The 19,381-nt window shown below is 52.2% G+C and carries 18 protein-coding genes; 11 read left to right on the forward strand and 7 right to left on the reverse strand.

From position 1 onward, the window contains the following. The 6 genes from ACJJIF_RS15425 to ACJJIF_RS15450 all read right to left on the reverse strand — a co-directional run bounded on the left by ACJJIF_RS15425 (position 1) and on the right by ACJJIF_RS15450 (position 7,474). The gene (locus ACJJIF_RS15425) at positions 1 to 903 is read right to left on the reverse strand and encodes a DUF58 domain-containing protein (RefSeq protein ID WP_444929218.1); all 903 of its coding nucleotides are present in this window, start codon (positions 901 to 903) and stop codon (positions 1 to 3) included. A 5-nt stretch (positions 904 to 908) separates the two neighbouring features. Continuing rightward, on the reverse strand, positions 909 to 1,907 hold the full coding sequence (locus ACJJIF_RS15430; RefSeq protein ID WP_444929219.1) for an AAA family ATPase: 999 nt from the start codon (positions 1,905 to 1,907) through the stop codon (positions 909 to 911). 2 nt (positions 1,908 to 1,909) lie between these two features. Further along, positions 1,910 to 2,635: a DUF4159 domain-containing protein gene (locus tag ACJJIF_RS15435; protein ID WP_444899365.1), complete on the reverse strand. Its 726-nt coding sequence runs from the start codon at positions 2,633 to 2,635 to the stop codon at positions 1,910 to 1,912. Between the two features lie 181 nt (positions 2,636 to 2,816). Continuing rightward, the gene (locus ACJJIF_RS15440; protein ID WP_444929220.1) at positions 2,817 to 4,448 is read right to left on the reverse strand and encodes a TldD/PmbA family protein; all 1,632 of its coding nucleotides are present in this window, start codon (positions 4,446 to 4,448) and stop codon (positions 2,817 to 2,819) included. Positions 4,449 to 4,475: 27 nt separating this feature from the next. Beyond that, the gene (locus ACJJIF_RS15445) at positions 4,476 to 5,807 is read right to left on the reverse strand and encodes a TldD/PmbA family protein (RefSeq protein WP_444929221.1); all 1,332 of its coding nucleotides are present in this window, start codon (positions 5,805 to 5,807) and stop codon (positions 4,476 to 4,478) included. A gap of 35 nt (positions 5,808 to 5,842) precedes the next feature. Further along, entirely contained in the window at positions 5,843 to 7,474 is a 1,632-nt protein-coding gene (locus tag ACJJIF_RS15450; RefSeq protein WP_444929222.1) for a TldD/PmbA family protein, read from the reverse strand. A gap of 1,352 nt (positions 7,475 to 8,826) precedes the next feature. On the opposite strand from ACJJIF_RS15450, the gene ACJJIF_RS15455 reads away from it, so the two are divergent. The 7 genes from ACJJIF_RS15455 (at position 8,827) to ACJJIF_RS15485 (ending at position 14,698) form a co-directional block, all read left to right on the forward strand. After that, positions 8,827 to 9,489, forward strand: a complete 663-nt coding sequence (locus ACJJIF_RS15455) for a PspA/IM30 family protein (protein WP_444929223.1) — start codon at positions 8,827 to 8,829, stop codon at positions 9,487 to 9,489. Then, complete coding sequence (locus ACJJIF_RS15460; RefSeq protein ID WP_444929224.1) at positions 9,489 to 10,142, forward strand: YqiJ family protein; 654 nt, start codon at positions 9,489 to 9,491, stop codon at positions 10,140 to 10,142. Before ACJJIF_RS15455 ends, ACJJIF_RS15460 begins: the two co-directional genes overlap by 1 nt. After that, entirely contained in the window at positions 10,143 to 11,852 is a 1,710-nt protein-coding gene (locus ACJJIF_RS15465; RefSeq protein WP_444929225.1) for a flotillin family protein, read from the forward strand. Between the two features lie 84 nt (positions 11,853 to 11,936). Next, positions 11,937 to 12,500, forward strand: a complete 564-nt coding sequence (locus tag ACJJIF_RS15470) for a TFIIB-type zinc ribbon-containing protein (protein ID WP_444929226.1) — start codon at positions 11,937 to 11,939, stop codon at positions 12,498 to 12,500. 413 nt (positions 12,501 to 12,913) lie between these two features. Further along, positions 12,914 to 13,282, forward strand: a complete 369-nt coding sequence (locus ACJJIF_RS15475) for a hypothetical protein (RefSeq protein ID WP_444929227.1) — start codon at positions 12,914 to 12,916, stop codon at positions 13,280 to 13,282. A 142-nt stretch (positions 13,283 to 13,424) separates the two neighbouring features. Next, positions 13,425 to 14,384 (forward strand): DnaJ C-terminal domain-containing protein, encoded by a 960-nt coding sequence (locus ACJJIF_RS15480; RefSeq protein ID WP_444929228.1) that lies wholly within the window; start codon positions 13,425 to 13,427, stop codon positions 14,382 to 14,384. Then, positions 14,384 to 14,698 (forward strand): chaperone modulator CbpM, encoded by a 315-nt coding sequence (locus tag ACJJIF_RS15485; RefSeq protein WP_444929229.1) that lies wholly within the window; start codon positions 14,384 to 14,386, stop codon positions 14,696 to 14,698. The genes ACJJIF_RS15480 and ACJJIF_RS15485 overlap by 1 nt, the downstream gene beginning before the upstream one ends. Before the next feature lie 102 nt (positions 14,699 to 14,800). On the opposite strand, the gene ACJJIF_RS15490 is transcribed toward ACJJIF_RS15485, so the two are convergent. Further along, a complete protein-coding gene (locus tag ACJJIF_RS15490) occupies positions 14,801 to 15,781 on the reverse strand; it encodes a calcium/sodium antiporter (protein ID WP_444929230.1) in 981 nt (326 codons plus the stop codon). Positions 15,782 to 16,125: 344 nt separating this feature from the next. Here ACJJIF_RS15490 and ACJJIF_RS15495 point away from each other — a divergent pair, with 344 nt between their 5' ends. The 4 genes from ACJJIF_RS15495 to ACJJIF_RS15510 all read left to right on the forward strand — a co-directional run bounded on the left by ACJJIF_RS15495 (position 16,126) and on the right by ACJJIF_RS15510 (position 19,306). Next, positions 16,126 to 16,374, forward strand: coding sequence for a hypothetical protein (locus tag ACJJIF_RS15495; RefSeq protein WP_444929231.1), 249 nt, complete (start codon positions 16,126 to 16,128; stop codon positions 16,372 to 16,374). Positions 16,375 to 16,647: 273 nt separating this feature from the next. Further along, positions 16,648 to 17,727 (forward strand): 4-hydroxyphenylpyruvate dioxygenase, encoded by a 1,080-nt coding sequence (gene hppD, locus ACJJIF_RS15500; protein ID WP_444929232.1) that lies wholly within the window; start codon positions 16,648 to 16,650, stop codon positions 17,725 to 17,727. Between the two features lie 14 nt (positions 17,728 to 17,741). Continuing rightward, positions 17,742 to 18,302, forward strand: coding sequence for a VOC family protein (locus ACJJIF_RS15505; protein ID WP_444929233.1), 561 nt, complete (start codon positions 17,742 to 17,744; stop codon positions 18,300 to 18,302). Further along, entirely contained in the window at positions 18,299 to 19,306 is a 1,008-nt protein-coding gene (locus tag ACJJIF_RS15510) for a fumarylacetoacetate hydrolase family protein (RefSeq protein ID WP_444929234.1), read from the forward strand. The genes ACJJIF_RS15505 and ACJJIF_RS15510 overlap by 4 nt, the downstream gene beginning before the upstream one ends. Positions 19,307 to 19,381: the final 75 nt, after the last annotated feature.

Consider the following 19,381-nt stretch of genomic DNA (forward strand, 5'->3'; position numbering starts at 1 on the left):
TCAGCACAACCTGCCGTGCAGTTGAATAAATTGCCGCAGTGACTTTTCCACAGGCTGCTCGATAAGGTCGGTCTGCAGTGAACACTCCTGTGTGGCAAAGCGTGCTTTTAACTCGCTCTGCGCTTGAGCAAAAGCATCCAGGTAAGACTGGCGTTGCCGCTCGGCGTCCACTTCTAAAGTTGCGGGAGTACTGGCGCTTACTTCTGGATTGAGCAGCTTTAGCTCTCCGACAAAAGGAAAAGTCTGCTCGGCTTCAACTAACAACTGCAGTGGCAGGCAGGGGCGGCCGGCGGCATGCAAGCGTGCGGCAAAATCGCCGATCTCATTGCCCTGTTGAAAAAAATCACTCAGCAACACCACCTGACAAGGGCGTTCAAAGTATTGCCACAGCGGCGCCAGTTGAGCGCGATCTGGCCAGTGGTCGCTGGCGTCGAGTTGTTGTAGCTGAAGGGCGATTTGGCGCTGGTGGCCCTCGCCCTGGCCTTCGGGTACATAAACCGTCCGGCTGCTGTTAAACGCCAATAGGGAAAAGCTGTCTCCCTGGGCGTTGAGCAGCCAGCACAGGCTGGCAATCCAGCACTTGGCGTAATGCAGTTTATTCAGGCTGGGCTCGACAAAGCTTGCCTGGCCCAGGGAGGCACTGGTATCGAGCACAAAGCACACGTGCATACGGCTCTCCTGCTCGGTCTCGCGCACATAGTAGCGATCACTGCGGGCAAACAGTTTCCAGTCGATATGGCGGATGGAATCACCCGCTTGATAGCCTCGGTATTGATGAAATTCCAAGCCGGTGCCACGGCGCTGGCTGTGTTGCACACCGAGCATCACGCCCTCGGCGATATGCCGCGACAGCCACACCAGGTCGCGACAACTGGCCAGGGTTTTGGGGGACAGGTATTCCACGCTGATCAGTCCCGGCCCGGTTCCGGCACCGCTGTCAGTAATTCGTCAATCAGCTGTGGCATCTGCACGCCATCGGCCTGGGCCTGGAAGCTGAGCAGCACCCGGTGGCGCAGCACTGGCAGTAACAGGCTGCGGATATCCTCGCGGGTGACGGCGAGGCGTCGTTGCAAAAGGGCCCGCGCCTTGGCGGCGAGAATCAGAGCCTGCCCCGCGCGGGGACCGGCGCCCCACTTGATCCACTGTTGCAGGGTATCGCTGCCGCTGGTTTCCATGCGTGTAGCGCGCACTAGTGTCGCCACGTAGCGGTACAGATCGTCGCTTACATGAATTTCCCGCACCAGTTGCTGCATTTCGCGCAGTTGCTCCGCATCCAGGCTGGGACTGGGTTTGACCCTGCTGGCACCGGTGGTGGAGCGCAGGATTTCAACTTCATCCCGCTTATCGGGATAGTCGATATGAATATTTAACAGAAAGCGGTCCAGCTGAGCTTCCGGCAGCGGATAGGTGCCGGCCTGCTCGATGGGGTTTTGTGTGGCCAGTACGAAATAAGGATCGGGCAATTTCAGTGTTTTACCGCCCACGGTTACCGAGCCTTCCTGCATGGACTCCAGTAGGGCTGCCTGGGTTTTCGGCGGTGTGCGGTTAATTTCATCGGCGAGCAGGATATTGGTGAAAACCGGGCCCTGCTGGAATTTAAAAAAGCGCTTGCCAGTGCTGTGATCCTCTTCGAGGATCTCACTGCCGAGAATATCTCCGGGCATTAAATCCGGGGTGAACTGCACCCGCTTAAAATCCAGCGCACTGGCATCGGCGAGGGTTTTTATCAGCAGGGTTTTACCCAGCCCCGGCACCCCTTCGAGTAGGGCGTGGCCGCCGGCCAACAGGCAGATCAGCATCTGTTCCACTACGGGTTTTTGGCCGACAATCACCCGCGCAATTTCCTGTTGCAGATTGTCGAGGCTGTGCAGTTGTTCTTCGATACTATTTTCCAGGGTGGTCAGCATAATCAGCTCGTCAGTGCGTAAATAACAATGTTCACCGCAAATTTTGTGTTATCGATGGCGAGCCAGCGTTTGTTGCGGTAGTCGTAGTCCCATTCGCAGCCGAAATCCTTGTTGCTGTAGAGCACGGCGATACGGCCGTTAACAACAATGGCTTTCAGGTAGTCGTGTACCAGATCATCACCCCAGCCATTTAATTCAAAGCTGGTTACCGGCAATTCATCGAATTGAAAGAAACAGCGGTAGAGGTCGTGATCGTCCGGGAGCTTTTGCAGGCAGTCTTCGCCAAACAGCTCGGCCATTTGCGCTTCGAAAGATTTGGCAAAGAGACCGTCGATATCGTGGTTGCAGTCGTCGACAAATACAAAGCCACCGCGATTGACGTAATCGCGAAAATTCTTTGCCTCTTCCGTGGTGAACTGCACCAGTTTGTGTCCGGCCAGGTAGCAGAAAGGCGCCAGCAGCATTTTCTTATCGGCCAGCGGCACTATGTGTTCTTTGGGGTCAACCCTGAGATTGGTGTACTCCACCAGAGAATTGAGCAGGTTGGAAGGCATGCGCTGATCCACATCCCAGTCACCGGACTCGTACATCAAGCGGGTGAAATAAAAATCGTAGTGCTCCTGCGCACTACCCGGTGCGGTATTTTGTGCGCGTGTGCCCAGCGGCAGCGCTGCGGCGCAGCTACCCAGGATCAGGCGCTGGAGAAAAGCCTTGCGGGTGAGGGACACGGGATAACTCTGTTACTGCGTTAGTTTATTGTTAAGAAAGGAAAGTAGGTACTTCACTCAAGACCGTATGAGGCATAGATGCCGATTACGAGCGTACAGGGACGTGAAGTGCCTGCTTTCCTTTAATCATAACGCTGGGGCCATAGCGGTTTTCCGGCCTGACCCCTGCGTGGATCAGTGATTAGCCCAGCTTGCGCTTGGTGTTAATCACATTGATACCGTCGAAGCGTGCTGTGGAACTACCGTGGGACACCGCACTGGTTTGCATCGGCTGGCCTTTACCGTCAAAGAAGGAACCACCCAGGCGGTAATCATCCTTGTCGCAGACCTGCGAACAGGCATTCCAGAATTCCTGGGTGTTGGACTGGTAGGCGACGTCCTCCACCATACCGGTAATCTTGCCGTCTTCAATTTCGTAGAACAGCTGTCCACCGAACTGGAAGTTGTAACGCTGCTGGTCGATAGAGAAGGAACCGGCACCGACAATATAGATACCTTTCTCCACATCCTTGATCATATCGTCGACGCTTAGCTCTTCCTTGCCGGGTAACAGCGAAACGTTGGACATGCGCTGGAATTGCACGCTGGACCAACTGTCGGCGTAGCAGCAGCCGTGGGATTTCTTTTGTCCCAGCATATGTACCTGGTCGCGAGTGGCCTGGTAGTTCACTAGCACACCGTCTTTTACCAGATCCCAGTTGCCGGTCTTCACCCCTTCATCGTCGTAGCCGACGGCGCCGAGTGAACCGGGCTGTACCTTATCGGCAAACAGGTTGACCTTGTCGCTGCCGTATTGGAATTTGCCGCTGCGCCATTTATCGATAGTGGCGAAAGAGGTACCGGCAAAGTTGGCTTCGTAGCCGAGCACGCGGTCCAGCTCCAGCGGGTGGCCGACGGATTCATGGATGGTGAGCCACAGGTGGCTTGGGTCCAATACCAGGTCGTACTTGCCCGGTTTGACCGATTTAGCCGTGAGCTTTTCCTTGGCTTGTTGCGCCGCCAGGCGTGCGTCTTCGGCCATATCGTAGGAATCGCGGTAGAGCACTGTCTGTGCTTGGATCTTGTCTTCGGCGCGGCCATCCAGGTATTCAAAGCCGCGTCCTACCGGCTGGCTGAGACCCTGGCGGGTGCGGAAGCCGCCGGTTTTCTTGTCCACTGCGGTGACCGAGAAGGGCGCCCACAAACGGTGAATATCCTGGTCGATATAGGAGCCGTCGGTAGAGGCAAAATACTTTTGTTCATTCACCAGGTACAACATGGAGTTGATATAGCTGGCGCCGGCATCCATAGCGGACTTGTTCACGTTCATTAACAGGTCCACTTTGTCGGCCAGAGGGATCTGCATAGCGTTTTTCTGGATCGGTGTCTGCCAGCTCACCTCGCCGTGGCCTTTTACCGGAGCCAGCTGTACTGGCTCCTGCTGGTACTTGGAGTTGGCCTTGGCGGTAGCTACTGCCTGGCGGGTGGCGCGAGCGACGCCATCGGCTGTCAGGTCATTGGTGGCAGCAAAGCCCCAGGTGCCGTTGGCAATAACCCGAATCCCCATGCCGATAGATTCGGTGTTCACCACGTCCTGCACTTTCATCTCACGGGTGATTACGTATTGGTTCAGGTAGCGACCAATACGCACATCGGCATAAGTGGCGCCGAGTTTAGTGGCGGTATTCAGGGCGACATCGGCAAATTCTTTTTTTACAGAGAGATCAATACCGCTTTGGGTTAGTTTGCTCTCGGCGACCAGATTGCCGGACAGCGGCAACATGGAAACACCCAAGCCGGCACCGCTGAGCTGGAGAAATTTTCTTCTATCCATTTCGTTATCCTCGATGGGTGCTGGCTGTTATACGGCGTCGGAAAGGCTGCTGAAGGTGAAGTCGCGCACTTTCAACGCGGGAATCATCGCAGACATGCCCCACATACCCACTCGCTGGGGTACGCCCATATCTTCGATATTGTTGAGCATGATCACCGGGCTCTCGTTGAAGCGGAAATTCTTCACCGGGTATTTGATCTTGCCGTTTTCGATATAGAAGGTGCCGTCACGGGTGAGGCCGGTGAGCAGCAGCGACTGCGGATCGACCATACGGATATACCAGGTGCGGCTCACTAAAATGCCGCGACGGGTATTTTTGATCAGTTCTTCGGTGGATTTATCACCGCCGAGCATAATCAGGTTGTTGGGCTCGGGGACCACTTCGCCCTTGCTCTGCTCCGCCCAGTAGCGGTTGCGCGCCAGGTTTTTCACCACACCGTCTTTCACCCATTCGGTGCGCCCCAGCTGCATAAAGTCACCGTCGGTCCAGGGTTGGGCCGGCACATCGAGACTGGCGGGATCGGAGTAGAAGTTTACGCGCTTGTCGAACATCTTCTCGCCGCTACGGTTACCGCCGCCCTTTTTGCTCATAAAGCTGCGGCCTTCGTCGGCATTGCGCGCATCGAAACCGCTCATCATATAACCCACTAAGCCGGACACCGCATTGGGCTCCAGGATCACGGTGTACTTGCCCGGTTCCAGGGCGCGGGCTTCCTGGGACAGGACCGCCTTGTCGATAGCGACAGAGGAAGTGCTGCCGGTATTCATCGCGCCGAAATCGGTAACGTCACTTTCAGCCCAACCGGAACCCAGGCCATTCTCGGTGCGCATGGTTACGGTGAAATTGGCAGAGGTAGAAGCGTGGTAGCCGAACAAGCCTTTACTGGTGGCGACTGCGGCAAAAGAGCGCTGGTCTTCCAGGTAACCTGCGGCAACCACTTTCTTTTCCTTGGCCGCAATAATGGAATCCGCCGCAGCCTTGGCGCGCTGGTCTGGAGTGATATCTGCGGTGGACTTGGCGAAGCCGTCTACGCTGACATATTTCTGCGGTCCCAGCATCGGCATGGCTTCCGGGTTTTCCGGAGACAGCTTGGCCAACTCTTCCGCGCGACGCATCACTTTTTCCAGGGAGGCATCGCTAAATTCGTTGATAGTGGCCACACCGGATTTCTTGCCGAAACGGGCCTCTACCGCCAGCTCGATATCGTTGACGATACCACTGGTGGAAACGCTGTTGCGCGCGTAGCGAATATTGCCGGTTTCGCTGCCGGCCAGCTGTGCGCTGGCTTCATCGGCGCGGCTGTATTTTAAAACCTTGTCGAGAATACGCTTCGCTTCACTTCTACTCAGAATGGCCATTGCCTTTTCTCCAATTACTTATTCTTGTGCGCCGCTCAGGAAATCTTGCGCTTGGTATTGATTACATTAATTTGGTCAAAACGGGTGGTGGAACAGCCGTGGGAGACTGCACTCACCTGGCTCGGCTGGCCCTTGCCATCGAAGAAGGTGCCGCCCAAGCGGTAATCACTGCTGTCGCAAATCGCCGAGCAGGAATTCCAGAATTCCTGGGTGTTGGACTGGTAGGCGACGTCTTCGACCTGGCCGACGATCTCACCGTTTTTGATCTCGTAGAACAGCTGTCCGCCGAATTGGAAGTTGTAGCGCTGCTGATCGATGGAGTAGGAGCCGCGTCCGACAATGTAAATGCCTTTTTCCACATCACGGATCATGTCTTTGGCCGAGTACTTTTCCTCTCCCGGCGCCAGGGAGACATTGGGCATGCGCTGGAACTGCACACTGGACCAGCTATCGCCATAGCTGCAACCGTGGGATTCTGTTTGCTCGATCATATGCACCTGATCGCGGGTGGCCTGGTAGTTCACCAGGATGCCATCTTTTACCAGGTCCCAGCGCTTGGTTTTTACCCCCTCATCGTCATAGGCGACGGCACCGAGGGAACCGGGTTGTACCTTGTCGGCAAACAGGGTGACTTTGTCGCTGCCATACTGGAACTTGCCACTGCGCCACTTATCCAGGGTGGCGAAGGAGGTGCCGGCATAGTTGGCCTCGTAACCCAGCACGCGGTCGAGCTCAAGAGGATGGCCCACAGATTCGTGGATGGTCAGGCACAGGTGCGAGGGCTCCAGTACCAAATCGTACTTGCCCGGATCAATAGACTTGGCCGATAGCTTGGCCTTGGCTTGCTCGGCCGCGAGCACTGCATCCTCGGCCATATCGTAGGAAGCTTTATAGAGTGTGGTCTGTCCGCGAATCTTGTCTTTGTCGTGGCCGGCCAGGTATTCATAGCCTCTACCCACTGGATCACAGAGGCCATTGCGAGTTTTGAAGGCCCCGCTTTGCTTATCTACAGCCGTCACCTGCATAGGTGCCCATAGGCGGTGAATATCCTGGTCGATATAGGAGCCATCGCTGGAGGCGAAGTATTTCTGCTCATTCACCAAATACAGGGAGGAGCGGATATAGCTGGCCCCGGCCTTGAGTGCCCCATTGTTAACATCCATCAGGAAATCGACTTTTTCACTGATGGGCACCTGTAGGGCATTTTGTTTGATCGGTGTCTGCCAGGAAACCTCGCCCACGCCTTTTACCGGTGCCAAACGCACGGGCTCGGTCTGGTACTTGGCATTGGCCTTGGCGACAGCAACCGCCTGGCGTGAAGCGCGGGCGACGCCATCCGCTGTAAGGTCATTGGTGGCGGCAAAACCCCAGGTGCCGTTAGCGATCACGCGAATACCGGCACCGAGGGATTCCGTATTGACGATATCCTCCACGTTGGTTTCGCGGGTCATTACAAACTGGTTGAGATAGCGACCGATACGTACATCGGTATAGCTGGCCCCGGCCTTGCGCGCCGAATTCAGGACTATATCTGCCAGGTGTCTTTTATGGGAGCTGTGCATGCCCTCATTGAGCAGCTGCTCGGCGTTGACCTGAATGCCCTGTAGAGGCAACAAAATACCACTGGAGCCGACACCGGCGATCTTGAGGAATTTTCTTCTTTCCATTGGCTACCTTTACCCCAGCAAGATACGAAGCTTCCCTGGGGGTGTTTATTGTTATTGCGACTGACACTTAGGGCTTTGTGTGCACGGAGGTCAGACTTTGGATATGTACAGCTAACAGGTACTGGCTGATGTTGTAAAGTGCTCGCTCGGTAAAGTGACACTTGCTGGGGGTAAATGGTTGTTGGCCTAGAGCGGGGCTCGGTAGATAGTGCCTGATTTTAGGGCTCTGTCCGATAGTTTTGAGTGGGGCACTCCCGCTGAACCTCGATTTGGGTTTAACCCCAGCTTTAACATATAGCGCCAAGTGTCGCTTCTTTTAACCTTTGTAATAATTTTCTGCACATAATAACTTGGCATTTTGAAGGTTCCCTTTCAGTGATCGGGGTGTTGGCTGACAAATAAACACCTCAGCCCCCATCTTATCTTGCTGAGCTGTGTCCCCGTATATTTTCTGTAGTATTTCAAAATATAAATAAGTCAAAAGTAATAAGGTCAATAGTGTTTTTATTTGATCGATTCGATAAACATTAATACAGTTAATCAAATATTGGAATCCCAGTATTTGCAGAGATTATACTCTGGATAACCACTGGCATTGAATATCTCTCGGAACTAATAGTTGGCTCTATAGATATCGAGTATTGCATTTATCGATAATTTACATGGCCGGAAAGATCTTTACATGCTCACGTTTGCCAGCTACAGAGTGTTGCCGGTATTAGAGTAAAGATTATGTTGTTATACGGTGTAATTGATTTTTCGAACTGTAGTCCCAGTAAAATGGTAAACTATACAGGATTTTCAGGTGCTATTTATCAGGGCGAAAATAATCGTATGACTGTTGTAAGGTACGCTTATTTGTTCAAGATTTCAGCCTATTGATTGACCTGTGGAATAGATGTGTGTACATTGGTAGACGTGACAGCCAAGGGATGATACCACTAATAAATCCCAGTTGATTTTAATGTATTTATCGACTGAAGGTGGCGCCTAGTGGATATCAAATAATGCGATGCTGTGGCTGCACAAAGTGAAATAGTATATAAGCTTATGGTGTAGCGGTAAATCAGCCTGAGTAAAAAGCCCACTCATTGATACCTTTCCTCCATAAAAGCACTGTTTCCCTTAGTTGCTCTTTATTAGTCCGATAATTATTACCAGTTCCTGGTGGTATTCTCAGAGAAAGTTGCATGTATGCTGGCTGCCAATAATCTCGTGGAAGCATAATCCTGTTATTGCAGTAGAAAAATATACGCAGAATCCATTATCAGATAGAGGAAAACTCTGCATTGTTTAGAACTATGCTACATCCGCTGGACGGTATTTTTTATAGAAGAAAAGGGGGGTAGATTATGAGTGAAGGATTTATTAAACGCATATCGCGACTAATATCTGCGTCCGCTAATGCAATTGTGGGATCAGTTGAAGCCACTGCGCCGGAATCCACCATGGAACAGGCAATTAGAGACATTGATAGCGCGATTGCAGATGTGCGGGACCAGCTGGGAAAAGCCGAGGCGGATAAGTATATTAATAGCAAAGCGCTCAGCGATGAGAATACCCGCCACAATCGTTTGACTGAGCAAATTGATATTGCGGTAACAGCGGGGCGCGATGACTTAGCCGAAGCAGCCATTGCCAAGCAAATGGATATTGAGGTGCAACTGCCCGTTTTGGAAGAAGCGATTAGTGAAAATGCCAGGGAAATACAGGAGTTGAGTTCCTATATCCTTGCTTTGCAAGGCAAGAAACGTGAAATGTGTGAGCAATTGCAAGACTACATTGATGCCAATAAGACTATTAACAACCGCCCTATTAGTGCACAGACTGGCGTAGAGCATAAAGCAAAATTACAAGTAGAGCAGGCTACAGAGGCATTTAATCACGCATTTGGCCGTGTGGGTGTATCGACGGCTGATTCGGGAATAGATGCCAGTAAGCTGGCGGAGCTTGAGGAGATTGCACGTAGCAATCGTGTGAAAGAGCGTTTAGCCAAGATTAAATCGGGGGGCTGATGATATTTTTATTGCAAGATCAGAATCTGATCTTCACAGGTGCGCTACTTTTAATGTTTATGATAGCGCTGCTTGAAGGTGTGATGACATTGATTGGTGTTGGTGTTTCAGATTTATTGGATAACGTGCTGCCAGATTTTGAGATGAATGTGGCGGAAACTGGGTTGTCTGGGGGAATGACAAAGCTACTTGGGTGGCTGCGTTTTGGCGAAGTACCTGCACTGATCCTACTCGTCGTTTTTTTGCTTGGCTTTGGGGTGACGGGTCTACTCATCCAAATGCTCGTCGAGTCTGTCGTTGGGTACTTGCTGCCAGGTGGCCTACTTGCTGTAGGCGTTCTTTTTTTGGCGCTACCGCAGGTGCGTTTTGTCGGCAATGTTCTGCGGCGCTTTGCCCTCAGGGAGGAATCGCAAGCCTTAGAGAGAAGCGCCTTTGTTGGCCGCATAGCGACTATAACGATAGGTAAGGCTGAAGTGGGCTCACCTGCGGAGGCGCGCTTTAGTGATGAATACGGAACCACACACTATGTGATGGTGGAGCCGGATGAGAGTGAAATATTTGGCCAGGGGGACAAAGTGTTGCTGGTGGAAGAACTGGGAGCACATTTTCGAGTAACTCGTCCCAGCAGTATACATCTTATGGAGAATAACTAAATGGAGAATTTAGCAGTGATAGGAAACCTTCCGGTTATGGTATTTATTGGTGGGGCCATATTAGTGGCCTTGATTGTTGTCGGGACTATTTTTGCACGTTTGTATACTAGAGCGTCAAAAGAGCGCTCATTTGTGCGTACCGGTATGGGCGGACAAAAAGTCATTATGAATGGCGGGGCTTTGGTGCTGCCGGTTTTACATGAAATTATCCCGGTCAATATGAATACCCTGCGCCTTGCGGTTTCCCGCAAGGAACAGCAGGCCTTGATTACCAAGGATCGTATGCGGGTGGATGTGCTTGCGGAATTTTACCTGCGGGTAAAGCCGGATGCGGATGCGATTGCCAATGCGGCACAGACTTTGGGGTTGCGCACTTTAGATCCCGAAGCCTTAAAAGAAATGATTGAAGGCAAATTTGTTGATGCGTTGCGTTCGGTTGCTGCGGAAATGGAAATGGCGGAGCTGCATGAGCAGCGCAGCCAGTTCGTACAGAAAGTGCAGCAGGTAGTTTCCGAGGACCTATTGAAGAATGGATTGGAACTTGAGGCCGTATCCCTGACCGGCCTGGATCAGACCCACAAAGAGTTCTTTAACCAGGATAATGTATTTGATGCCGAGGGCCTGGCCAGTATGACTCGCTCTATTGAGGCGCGCCGCAAGGAGGTCAATGACGTCGAGCAGGAAACTATGGTGCAGATCGAGAAGAAAAACCTCGAAGCAGAGCGCCAGAAATTAGAGATCGATAAAGAGAAGCGCTATGCACATCTGGAGCAGCAGCGCGAATTGGAAAATCGCGAAGCCGCACAGAAAGCCGATATTGCCCGTGAATTAGCCGAGCAGGAACGCGCCGCGCGCCAGGCTGAGATTGAAGCTCAACGCGAAGTGAGCCAATCGCAAATTGCTGCCGAGCAGGCAACTAAATTATTGGAGATTGAAAAAGAACGTCGCTTGAAAGAACAGGAAATTGAAGGTGAGCGTATTCTCGATGAGCAGCGTATTTCCAAAGAGAAATCGGTAGAAATTGCCGAGCAGAAACGCGCGATTGCTATTGCTGAGAAGTCTAAGGAACAGTCCCTCGCTGACCAACAGGCTAACGTAGCCAGAGCCGAGGCAGTAAAAGCCGAAGAGCAGGTTCGCACCGCCAAAGATGTTGAGGTGGCCGAGCGTGACAAGCGCATTGAAATTATTGAAGCGAAAAAAGAGGCAGAGCGCCAAGCCACGGGTATCAAGATCATGGCGGATGCGGAAAAAGCGGCCGCAGAAGATAAGGCCGAAGCCTTGCGCCTGCAAGCATCAGCAGAAGCTGAAGCGATTCGTATCAAGGTTGAAGCGAGTCGTGAGAAATATGCGGTGGATGCCGAGGGTCAGCGCTTGATGAATGAGGCCTATAACAGCCTCAATGAAGCCCAAATCGCACTGAAGAAAGTGCTCAGTTTGCACGAAAATCTACCCAATATTATCCGTGAAAGTGTTAAGCCGATGGAAAATATTGAGGGCATGAAGATCATTTCGGTTGAAGGTTTAAATGGTGTTGATGGCCGCGCAAGTAACGGCATCTTGGATAGTGACAGTGAGGCCAAAGGGCAAAGCTTGCCGGAAGCTTTGGTCGGAAGTGCACTTAAGCATCGCGCTATGGCACCACTGGTAGATTCCCTGCTGAAAGAGGCGGGGGTTGGCGAGTTGAATAAAGTGGCTGAGACTGAGAGTTAAAGTATTGTTCTATTATTTGCAATAATAGTCCATTAAGCCCGGATCTAATTTTCCAGATCCGGGTTGTTTTTTTAAGGTAAATATATGAAGCGCTGTACCAGCTGTAAAGAAGGGCTTCTCAAGCCAGGTTTGATCGATGAGTTATTTCGAGGGTATACCTGTTCTTCCTGTGAAGGGAACTGGATACTGGTAGAAGACTTTCTTGCATGGAAAAATAAAAATCCTGATTTTCACTTCCCGGATGAGCAAGAGAGCCTTAGCCATAGGGAGGTTGAAGAAACCAAACAAGCTATCTTATGTCCGGTATCCGGTGCCATTATGCAGAAAATAAGAATTATGGCAGGTAGTGAACAGCGCATTGATTACAGTACAGTCGTTGGTGGAATCTGGTTGGATAAGGGTGAGTGGGAGCTGTTAAAGGCGGAGGGACTTGCCGGCTCACTGAACTCTCTGGTTACTCATGAATGGCAGAAGAGAATCAGAGAAAGTAAAGCTCAGGAGAATTTTTCCGAAATGTATCGGGTAAAATTTGGCGATGAGCTGTACGATAAAGTCAAAGAAATTCGAAAGTGGCTATACTCTGGCGAACAAAAGTCCGATATCTTGGCTTATTTAAATGCGGAAGATCCCTATTCTGCTGAGCGGTAACTTTTAATCGATATTATATGCTTTCTCCTGAGGAGCTAGAAGAGAGTTCGGCTTCTTGGGGGGTGGCTGCGGCTAGTTTTTACACGTTAATAGATTGAAGTCTGCTTGCGTAATTTTACCCCGGTTAAATTTCTTTATTTTATTTTATTTTACATTTACCTTGCTCTAATAATATTTACTATTAAGCCAATTATAGGTTTCTGTTATTTAATTTTTTTCTCTATTGAATGGCTGTGCCAGATGATTTCTATATTGGCAGAAATTAATCGGAAGAAATTGGTAGGCAGTTCATTTTTTTTGTTTTGTAATTTTATTGTTATGGGAAGTGTTTATTGGCGGTGTTAGCATCGTTGGCGTTGTTAGTTGTTTTGTAAGTATTAATAAATATATAGTATTTTTTAAGGTGAAACAAAATGAACGTCAAAAAATTATTAATAATTATTTCCTTGTTGGCGAGTTCTCTAGTTGCCCTGCCGGCTCTTTCCGCAGACTTGGAGTGTACACTGAACGTTAAATCCGGGGGGCATGTATACGGTAATGGAACAAGTCATTGTGGCGGTTTGGATTTTAGTTTTGGATCATCGACTTCTGGAAAGTGGGAAATAACAAATATTACAAAATCTATAGACTATGTGAACTGGATTAATGGTTGCAGTTCCGGTTTGTCCTGTTCTGTGACAGTGCGAGCTTACTCTTCAAACTTAGCAAAAGTGTATATTCACTATACCGATGGCTCCATTGAATATCTGAGTGGCTCAATGAGTTACGAGACGGGTTATTAATAGTTCCCATTGGCGTCGTTTATTCGATCGGCGCCATCCTATCTTTTTTAGTAAAAGGCATTGAACTTCAAATAATCTTCCTGTCAGGTTTATCGCTATAAGTATATGGCGAACGTCCCCACTATCGGCTTTTATTAAAGCCATGGAATACAGGGATTACTACAAAATACTCGGTCTGGAGCGGAGTGCGGATCAGGCGCAGGTTAAGCGTGCCTATCGCAAGCTAGCACGCAAATATCATCCTGATGTCAGTAAGGAAGAGGGCGCCGAAGAGCACTTTAAGGAAGTAAATGAGGCCTATGAAGTATTGAAGGACCCAGAGAAGCGCGCGGCTTACGACCAACTTGGCAGCAGTTTTCAGTCTGGGCAGGATTTCCGACCGCCACCCAACTGGGATCAGGGGTTTGAGTTCCACGGCGGCGGATATACCGAAGCTGACCCCGAAGCTTTTAGTGACTTTTTTGAAAGCTTGTTTGGTCGAAGTGGATTTCATCAGACTTATGGGCACGGGCAGCAGCGTGCTTATAGCGCTCGGGGTGACAATACTTATGCCCGTATCACGATAGATCTTGAAGACAGTTATCGCGGCAGTACGCGCCAGGTGACCTTAAAGCACTCGGTACTGGGCGCGGATGGGCGACCGCAATTGCGTGAGCGCACACTCAATATCACTATTCCCAAAGGGATCACTGCGGGGCAACAGATTCGATTGGCCGGGCAGGGCGAGCCGGGTATCGGTGCGGGGAAGCCCGGAGATCTCTATTTGGAAGTTGCGTTTAACCCCCACCCCCTTTTTCATATAGAAGGCAAAACGGTTTACCTGGAGCTGCCACTGGCGCCCTGGGAAATCATACTCGGTGCCAAAGTCCAGGTACCCACGCCCGCTGGCCCCCTAAAAGTGACCATTCCGGCAAATAGCACCAATGGCAAAAAATTGCGCCTGAAGGGCCGTGGTATCCCGGCAAAGCAAGCGGGGGATATGTATATCGTGATGCAAACGGTAACACCAAAGGCCAGTACCGACAGGGAGCGCGATGCCTATCGCCAGCTTGGCGAAGCATTTCATTTCAATCCGCGCCAGTCCCTGGGAGGACCGTGGTGATGCCTAAAAAGGTTGAGCAGCTCAGCGGTGTCCTTCTCGATGAAGAGAGTGAGTTAACTCTAAGTGAGTTGTGCCGGGCCTGCGGCGTGCCGGCGGAGCGGATTATCGCCTTGGTCGAGGAGGGTATTATTGAGCCGCGCAACAGGCAGGTACAGTGGCGTTTTAGTGGTATTTGTGTACGCCGGGTGCGCCGGGTTTACAGTCTGGAGCGGGACTTGGGGGTAAATCTTGCCGGTGCGGCACTGGCACTAGAGTTACTGGATGAGATAGAGCGCCTTCAGGGCCATCTGGCGCGGCTGGAGAGAAAGCGCTAACGATCGATCTATGGCCCCCCTCTTATAAAGATAGGCCAGTAGTCGCCGACTTTTAATGGAGAAATAGGGGTAGGGGGTGATGTGGCACCACCCCGCACAGGGTCAGAGCGCGGCTTTGGTAATGGTTCCCACCAGATAGCCGGTATATGCCAAGTAGGCTAATAACAGGGCGGCGCCCTCCCAGCGATTGATACGGCCCTGGCCCTTAAAGCCGTAGGCAAACACAAACAGGGCGATCGTGAGGCCCAGAACCATCGGCCAGTCGCGGGCCAGCACTTCGTGGGGCACGCTGCCCATAGGGGCAATGGTGCCGGCAATGCCGACTACCGCCAGAAGGTTGAACATATTGGAGCCGACGACGTTGCCGATGGCGATGTCGTATTCCCCTTTTCGTGCGGCCACCAGGGTTGCGGCCAATTCGGGCAGTGAGGTTCCCAGGGCGACAATGGTGAGGCCAATCACTAAATCGCTGACCCCCAGGGACTCGGCAATGGTTACCGCTCCCCATACGAGAATCCGGGAGCTGACAATCAATAGAACCAGCCCCGCCAGCAGCCAAAAGATCGCGGCACCCAGTGGCATAAGGTTATCTTCCAGTTCGGTGTCCAATTCGCCCTCGAGCTGGTCTCCTTTATTGCGCAGGGCAGAAAAGATACTCCAGCCGATCAAGGCGAAGAAACCGAATAGCAGAACAATGCCCTCCCAGCGCTCCAGTTGGCCATTCCACAGGAAGGCGCCACTGAGCAGAGTGATGGCCAGCAATAGTGGCAGCTCTTTGCGCACAATTTTTGAGTGTACTGATAGGGGGATCAACAGGGCACTGAAGCCGAGAATCAGGCCGGTATTGGCGATATTGGAACCGTAGGCATTGCCCAGAGCCAGGCCGGGATTGCCATTGAGTGCGGCAATGGCGGAAACCACCATCTCCGGGGCGGAAGTGCCAAAGCCGACGATCACCATACCAATTAACAGTGTGGGCATGCCGCAGTGTTTTGCGGTGGCAGCAGCACCATCTACAAAGCGGTCGGCACTCCAAACCAGCACAATAAAGCCGGCAATAATGGCAAGAGCGGCGAGAAGCATAGGGGGTCCTCAATAAATCTATTCCAGCCGGGACTCTGGCCCGGCAAACGGGAACGATTGTACCGGCTCTGGCAAATACAAAAAGGTTTCACTGACGTGAATGGGTTGTCGGGGGCAAATAAAGCTAAATGTCCTGCTAGTCAGATGGTTTCGCTGCCAGTGTGGGCTAGAGTCAATGCATGGCCCGATAAATTTGCAGGGTGAAACGGGATGGCGCGCCCAGTCGTCGGCCCTCAGCGGGCGGAAATACCGGGTAAATCTACGCGGGTCGCACAAAGCAATGCGCGGCAGGTTCCGCGATATCCATACCACCGGCCGCTAAGCCGGGTACTTAGGAGGCTTCTATGAGACTCAGAGCATCAATTGGGATACTGGCTGCGGCGATGGTCTTGACCCTATCTGCCTGCGAACAGCGCAAGAAAGAGGAGGGCATGAATGGCACGGGAATGGGCAGTGCTGAAACCGGTTGCTGTCAGCATGCCGAGAATGCCTGTGCTGGCGATGTGAGCAAATCTCAGTGTGACCAGATGACCGGCAAGTTTCACAAAGAGCATATTTGTCGCACCGATACCGGCAAGTGCGCCCCTAAATAAGCTCGATTGTGTCAGGGTGTGGCACAACACACTGTGTCACATCCAGCGTTTGATGACTCTCCCCAGTCCTGTCTGAGGTCTCACTGTTAGCAGGGGATTTCACCTGGCACCGCCTGGTTCTAGTGACTAAAAGCCCTCCATTAGTACTATTTTATCTGTGAATTCAGTGTTCCTTGACATTAGTTACATCTGCAACTAACTTCGTTTGCGCTTTAAATCCACAATCCGCAGCCCCGCTTTGAGGTACTGCGATGATAAGAAATGGAGGACCGCATGGCCGACTTATTTGAAAACCCAATGGGACTGAACGGCTTCGAATTCGTAGAGTTTACCGCGCCGGAAAAAGGCATTCTTGAAACCGTTTTTACCGCCATGGGCTTTGAGAAAATCGCCCGCCACCGCTCCAAAGCTGTGGAATTGTGGCGCCAAGGTGATATCAACTTTATTACCAACTATGAGCCCAACAGCCACGCCTATTACTACGCTCAGGAGCACGGTCCCTCCGCCTGTGGTCTGGCTTTCCGGGTGAAAGATGCCAAGTTCGCCTATGAGGAGGCCCTGCGCAAAGGTGCACAGCCCGTGCATGTGGATACCGGCCCAATGGAACTGCGCCTGCCGGCGATCAAAGGTATCGGCGGTGCGACTCTGTATTTGATCGACCGCTACGAAGATGGCGAGTCCATTTACGATATCGACTTTATCTGGGAAGAGGGCGTAGATCGCCGCCCCGCAGGCTGCGGTTTCCACACTCTGGACCACCTCACCCACAACGTGTATCGCGGCCGTATGGATTACTGGGCCAAGTACTACGAAGACCTGTTTAACTTCCGCGAGATTCGCTACTTCGATATTAAAGGCGAGTATACCGGTCTGTTGTCCAAGGCGATGACGGCACCGGATGGCAAGATCCGTATCCCTCTGAACGAAGAAGCAGCTGGTGGCGGCGGTCAGATCGAAGAGTTCCTGATGAAGTACAACGGCGAAGGTATCCAGCATATCGCCTTTGCCTGTGACGATTTGATCGCCTGCTGGGATCGCCTGAAAGAGCGCGGCATGGAGTTTATGACCCCGCCGCCGGACACTTACTACGAAATGCTGGAAGAGCGCCTGCCGGGTCACGGTGAGCCCACCGAGGAATTCCAGAGCCGTGGCATCCTGCTCGATGGCACCACTGAGGGCGGTCAACCGCGTCTGCTGCTGCAGATCTTCTCCGCCAATATGCTCGGTCCGGTATTTTTCGAGTTTATCCAGCGCAAGGAAGACGAAGGGTTTGGTGAGGGCAACTTTAAAGCCCTATTCGAATCCATTGAGCGCGATCAGCTCAAGCGCGGCGTGATTAAAGAAAAGGAATAAAAACGGAGGCTTCAATGGGTATTAAGCGCATTCACCACGTAGCGTATCGCTGCCGGGACGCCAAGGAGACGGTGGAATTCTACCGCGACCTGCTCGGCATGGACTTCCAGCTGGCCATTGCCGAAAACGAGGTGCCCTCAACCGGCGAGCCGGACCCCTATATGCATGTCTTTATGGATGCGGGTATGGGGAATGTGCTTGCCTTCTTCGAAATCCCCAACTCCCCGGAGATGGGGCGCGACGAGAATACCCCTAAGTGGGTACAGCATATCGCTTTCGAAGTGGAGTCCATGGAAGAAATGCTCGCGACCAAAGAGAAGCTGGAAGCAGCCGGGGTCGACGTACTCGGCCCCACCGATCACACTATCTTCCAGTCGATCTACTTCTTCGATCCCAATGGCCACCGCATCGAGCTGGCCGCCAACACCGCCCAGCCCGGTATGCACAAGGAGCTGAAGCGGGTTGCTGAGGATATGTTGGAAGAGTGGTCGCGTACGAAAAAAGCCCCGAGGCATGCCGCCTGGATGCACGGGGAGGAAGAATTTGTGGAAAAAACTGAAGGGGAGGCACAGTGAAGTTAGCCAGTCTTAAATCCGGCCGCGATGGCCAACTGGTGGTTGTCAGCGACGATCTTACCCGTATGGTGTCAGCCGGCGATATTGCGCCCACGATGCAGAGCGCACTGGACAACTGGACATCCGTCTGTGGCGACTTGGAGAAGCTGCACGAGCGCCTGCAAAACGGTGAGATTCAGGGGGAGCTATTCGATCAAACCCAGTGTGCCTCACCCTTGCCGCGCGCCTATCACTGGGCCGACGGCAGCGCTTACGTCAACCATGTTGAGCTGGTGCGCAAAGCCCGTGGTGCCGAGGTACCGGAGAGCTTTTACAGTGATCCGCTCATGTACCAGGGGGGCTCCGACACCTTCCTGGCCCCGCGCGAGCCGGTAAAGATGTCGCAAAGCTCGGGTTTTGGCATCGACTTTGAAGCGGAAATTGCCGTGATCACCGATGACGTGCCCATGGGGGTGTCCGCCGAGGATGCCCTGTCCCATATCAAGCTGGTGATGCTGGTTAACGATGTATCCCTGCGCGGTCTGATTCCAGCGGAACTGGCCAAGGGCTTTGGTTTTTATCAGTCCAAACCCTCTAGCGCTTTCTCCCCGGTGTGTGTCACGCCCGCGCAGTTAGGTGAGAACTGGCGTGAGGGCAAGCTGCATCTGCCCCTGGTCTCCCACTTGAATGGTGAAAAGTTCGGCGAGCCCAATGCGGGGGTGGATATGACCTTCCACTTCGGCCAGCTGGTTGCCCACGCGGCCAGAACCCGTTCACTGTGTGCGGGCACTATTATTGGCTCTGGAACCGTATCCAATAAGCTGAATGGCGGCCCGGGTAAGCCTGTCGCCGAGGGCGGTGTTGGCTACAGCTGTATTGCTGAAATTCGTATGATCGAGACCATTCAAGATGGTGCGGCGAGTACTCCGTTTATGGACTTTGGCAATACCATTGCCATCGAAATGCTCGACGATCAAGGTCAGTCCATTTTTGGCCGCATTGAGCAGACCGTAGAGCAGGTTTAATCCCGCCCGAACGAAACCCGATCGAATATGAGTATCCCATCAGCCTCTGTTGGGGCTTCAATTTGATCGGGTTTT

This window comes from Microbulbifer regidiadema (SeqCode) (genome assembly GCF_052467605.1).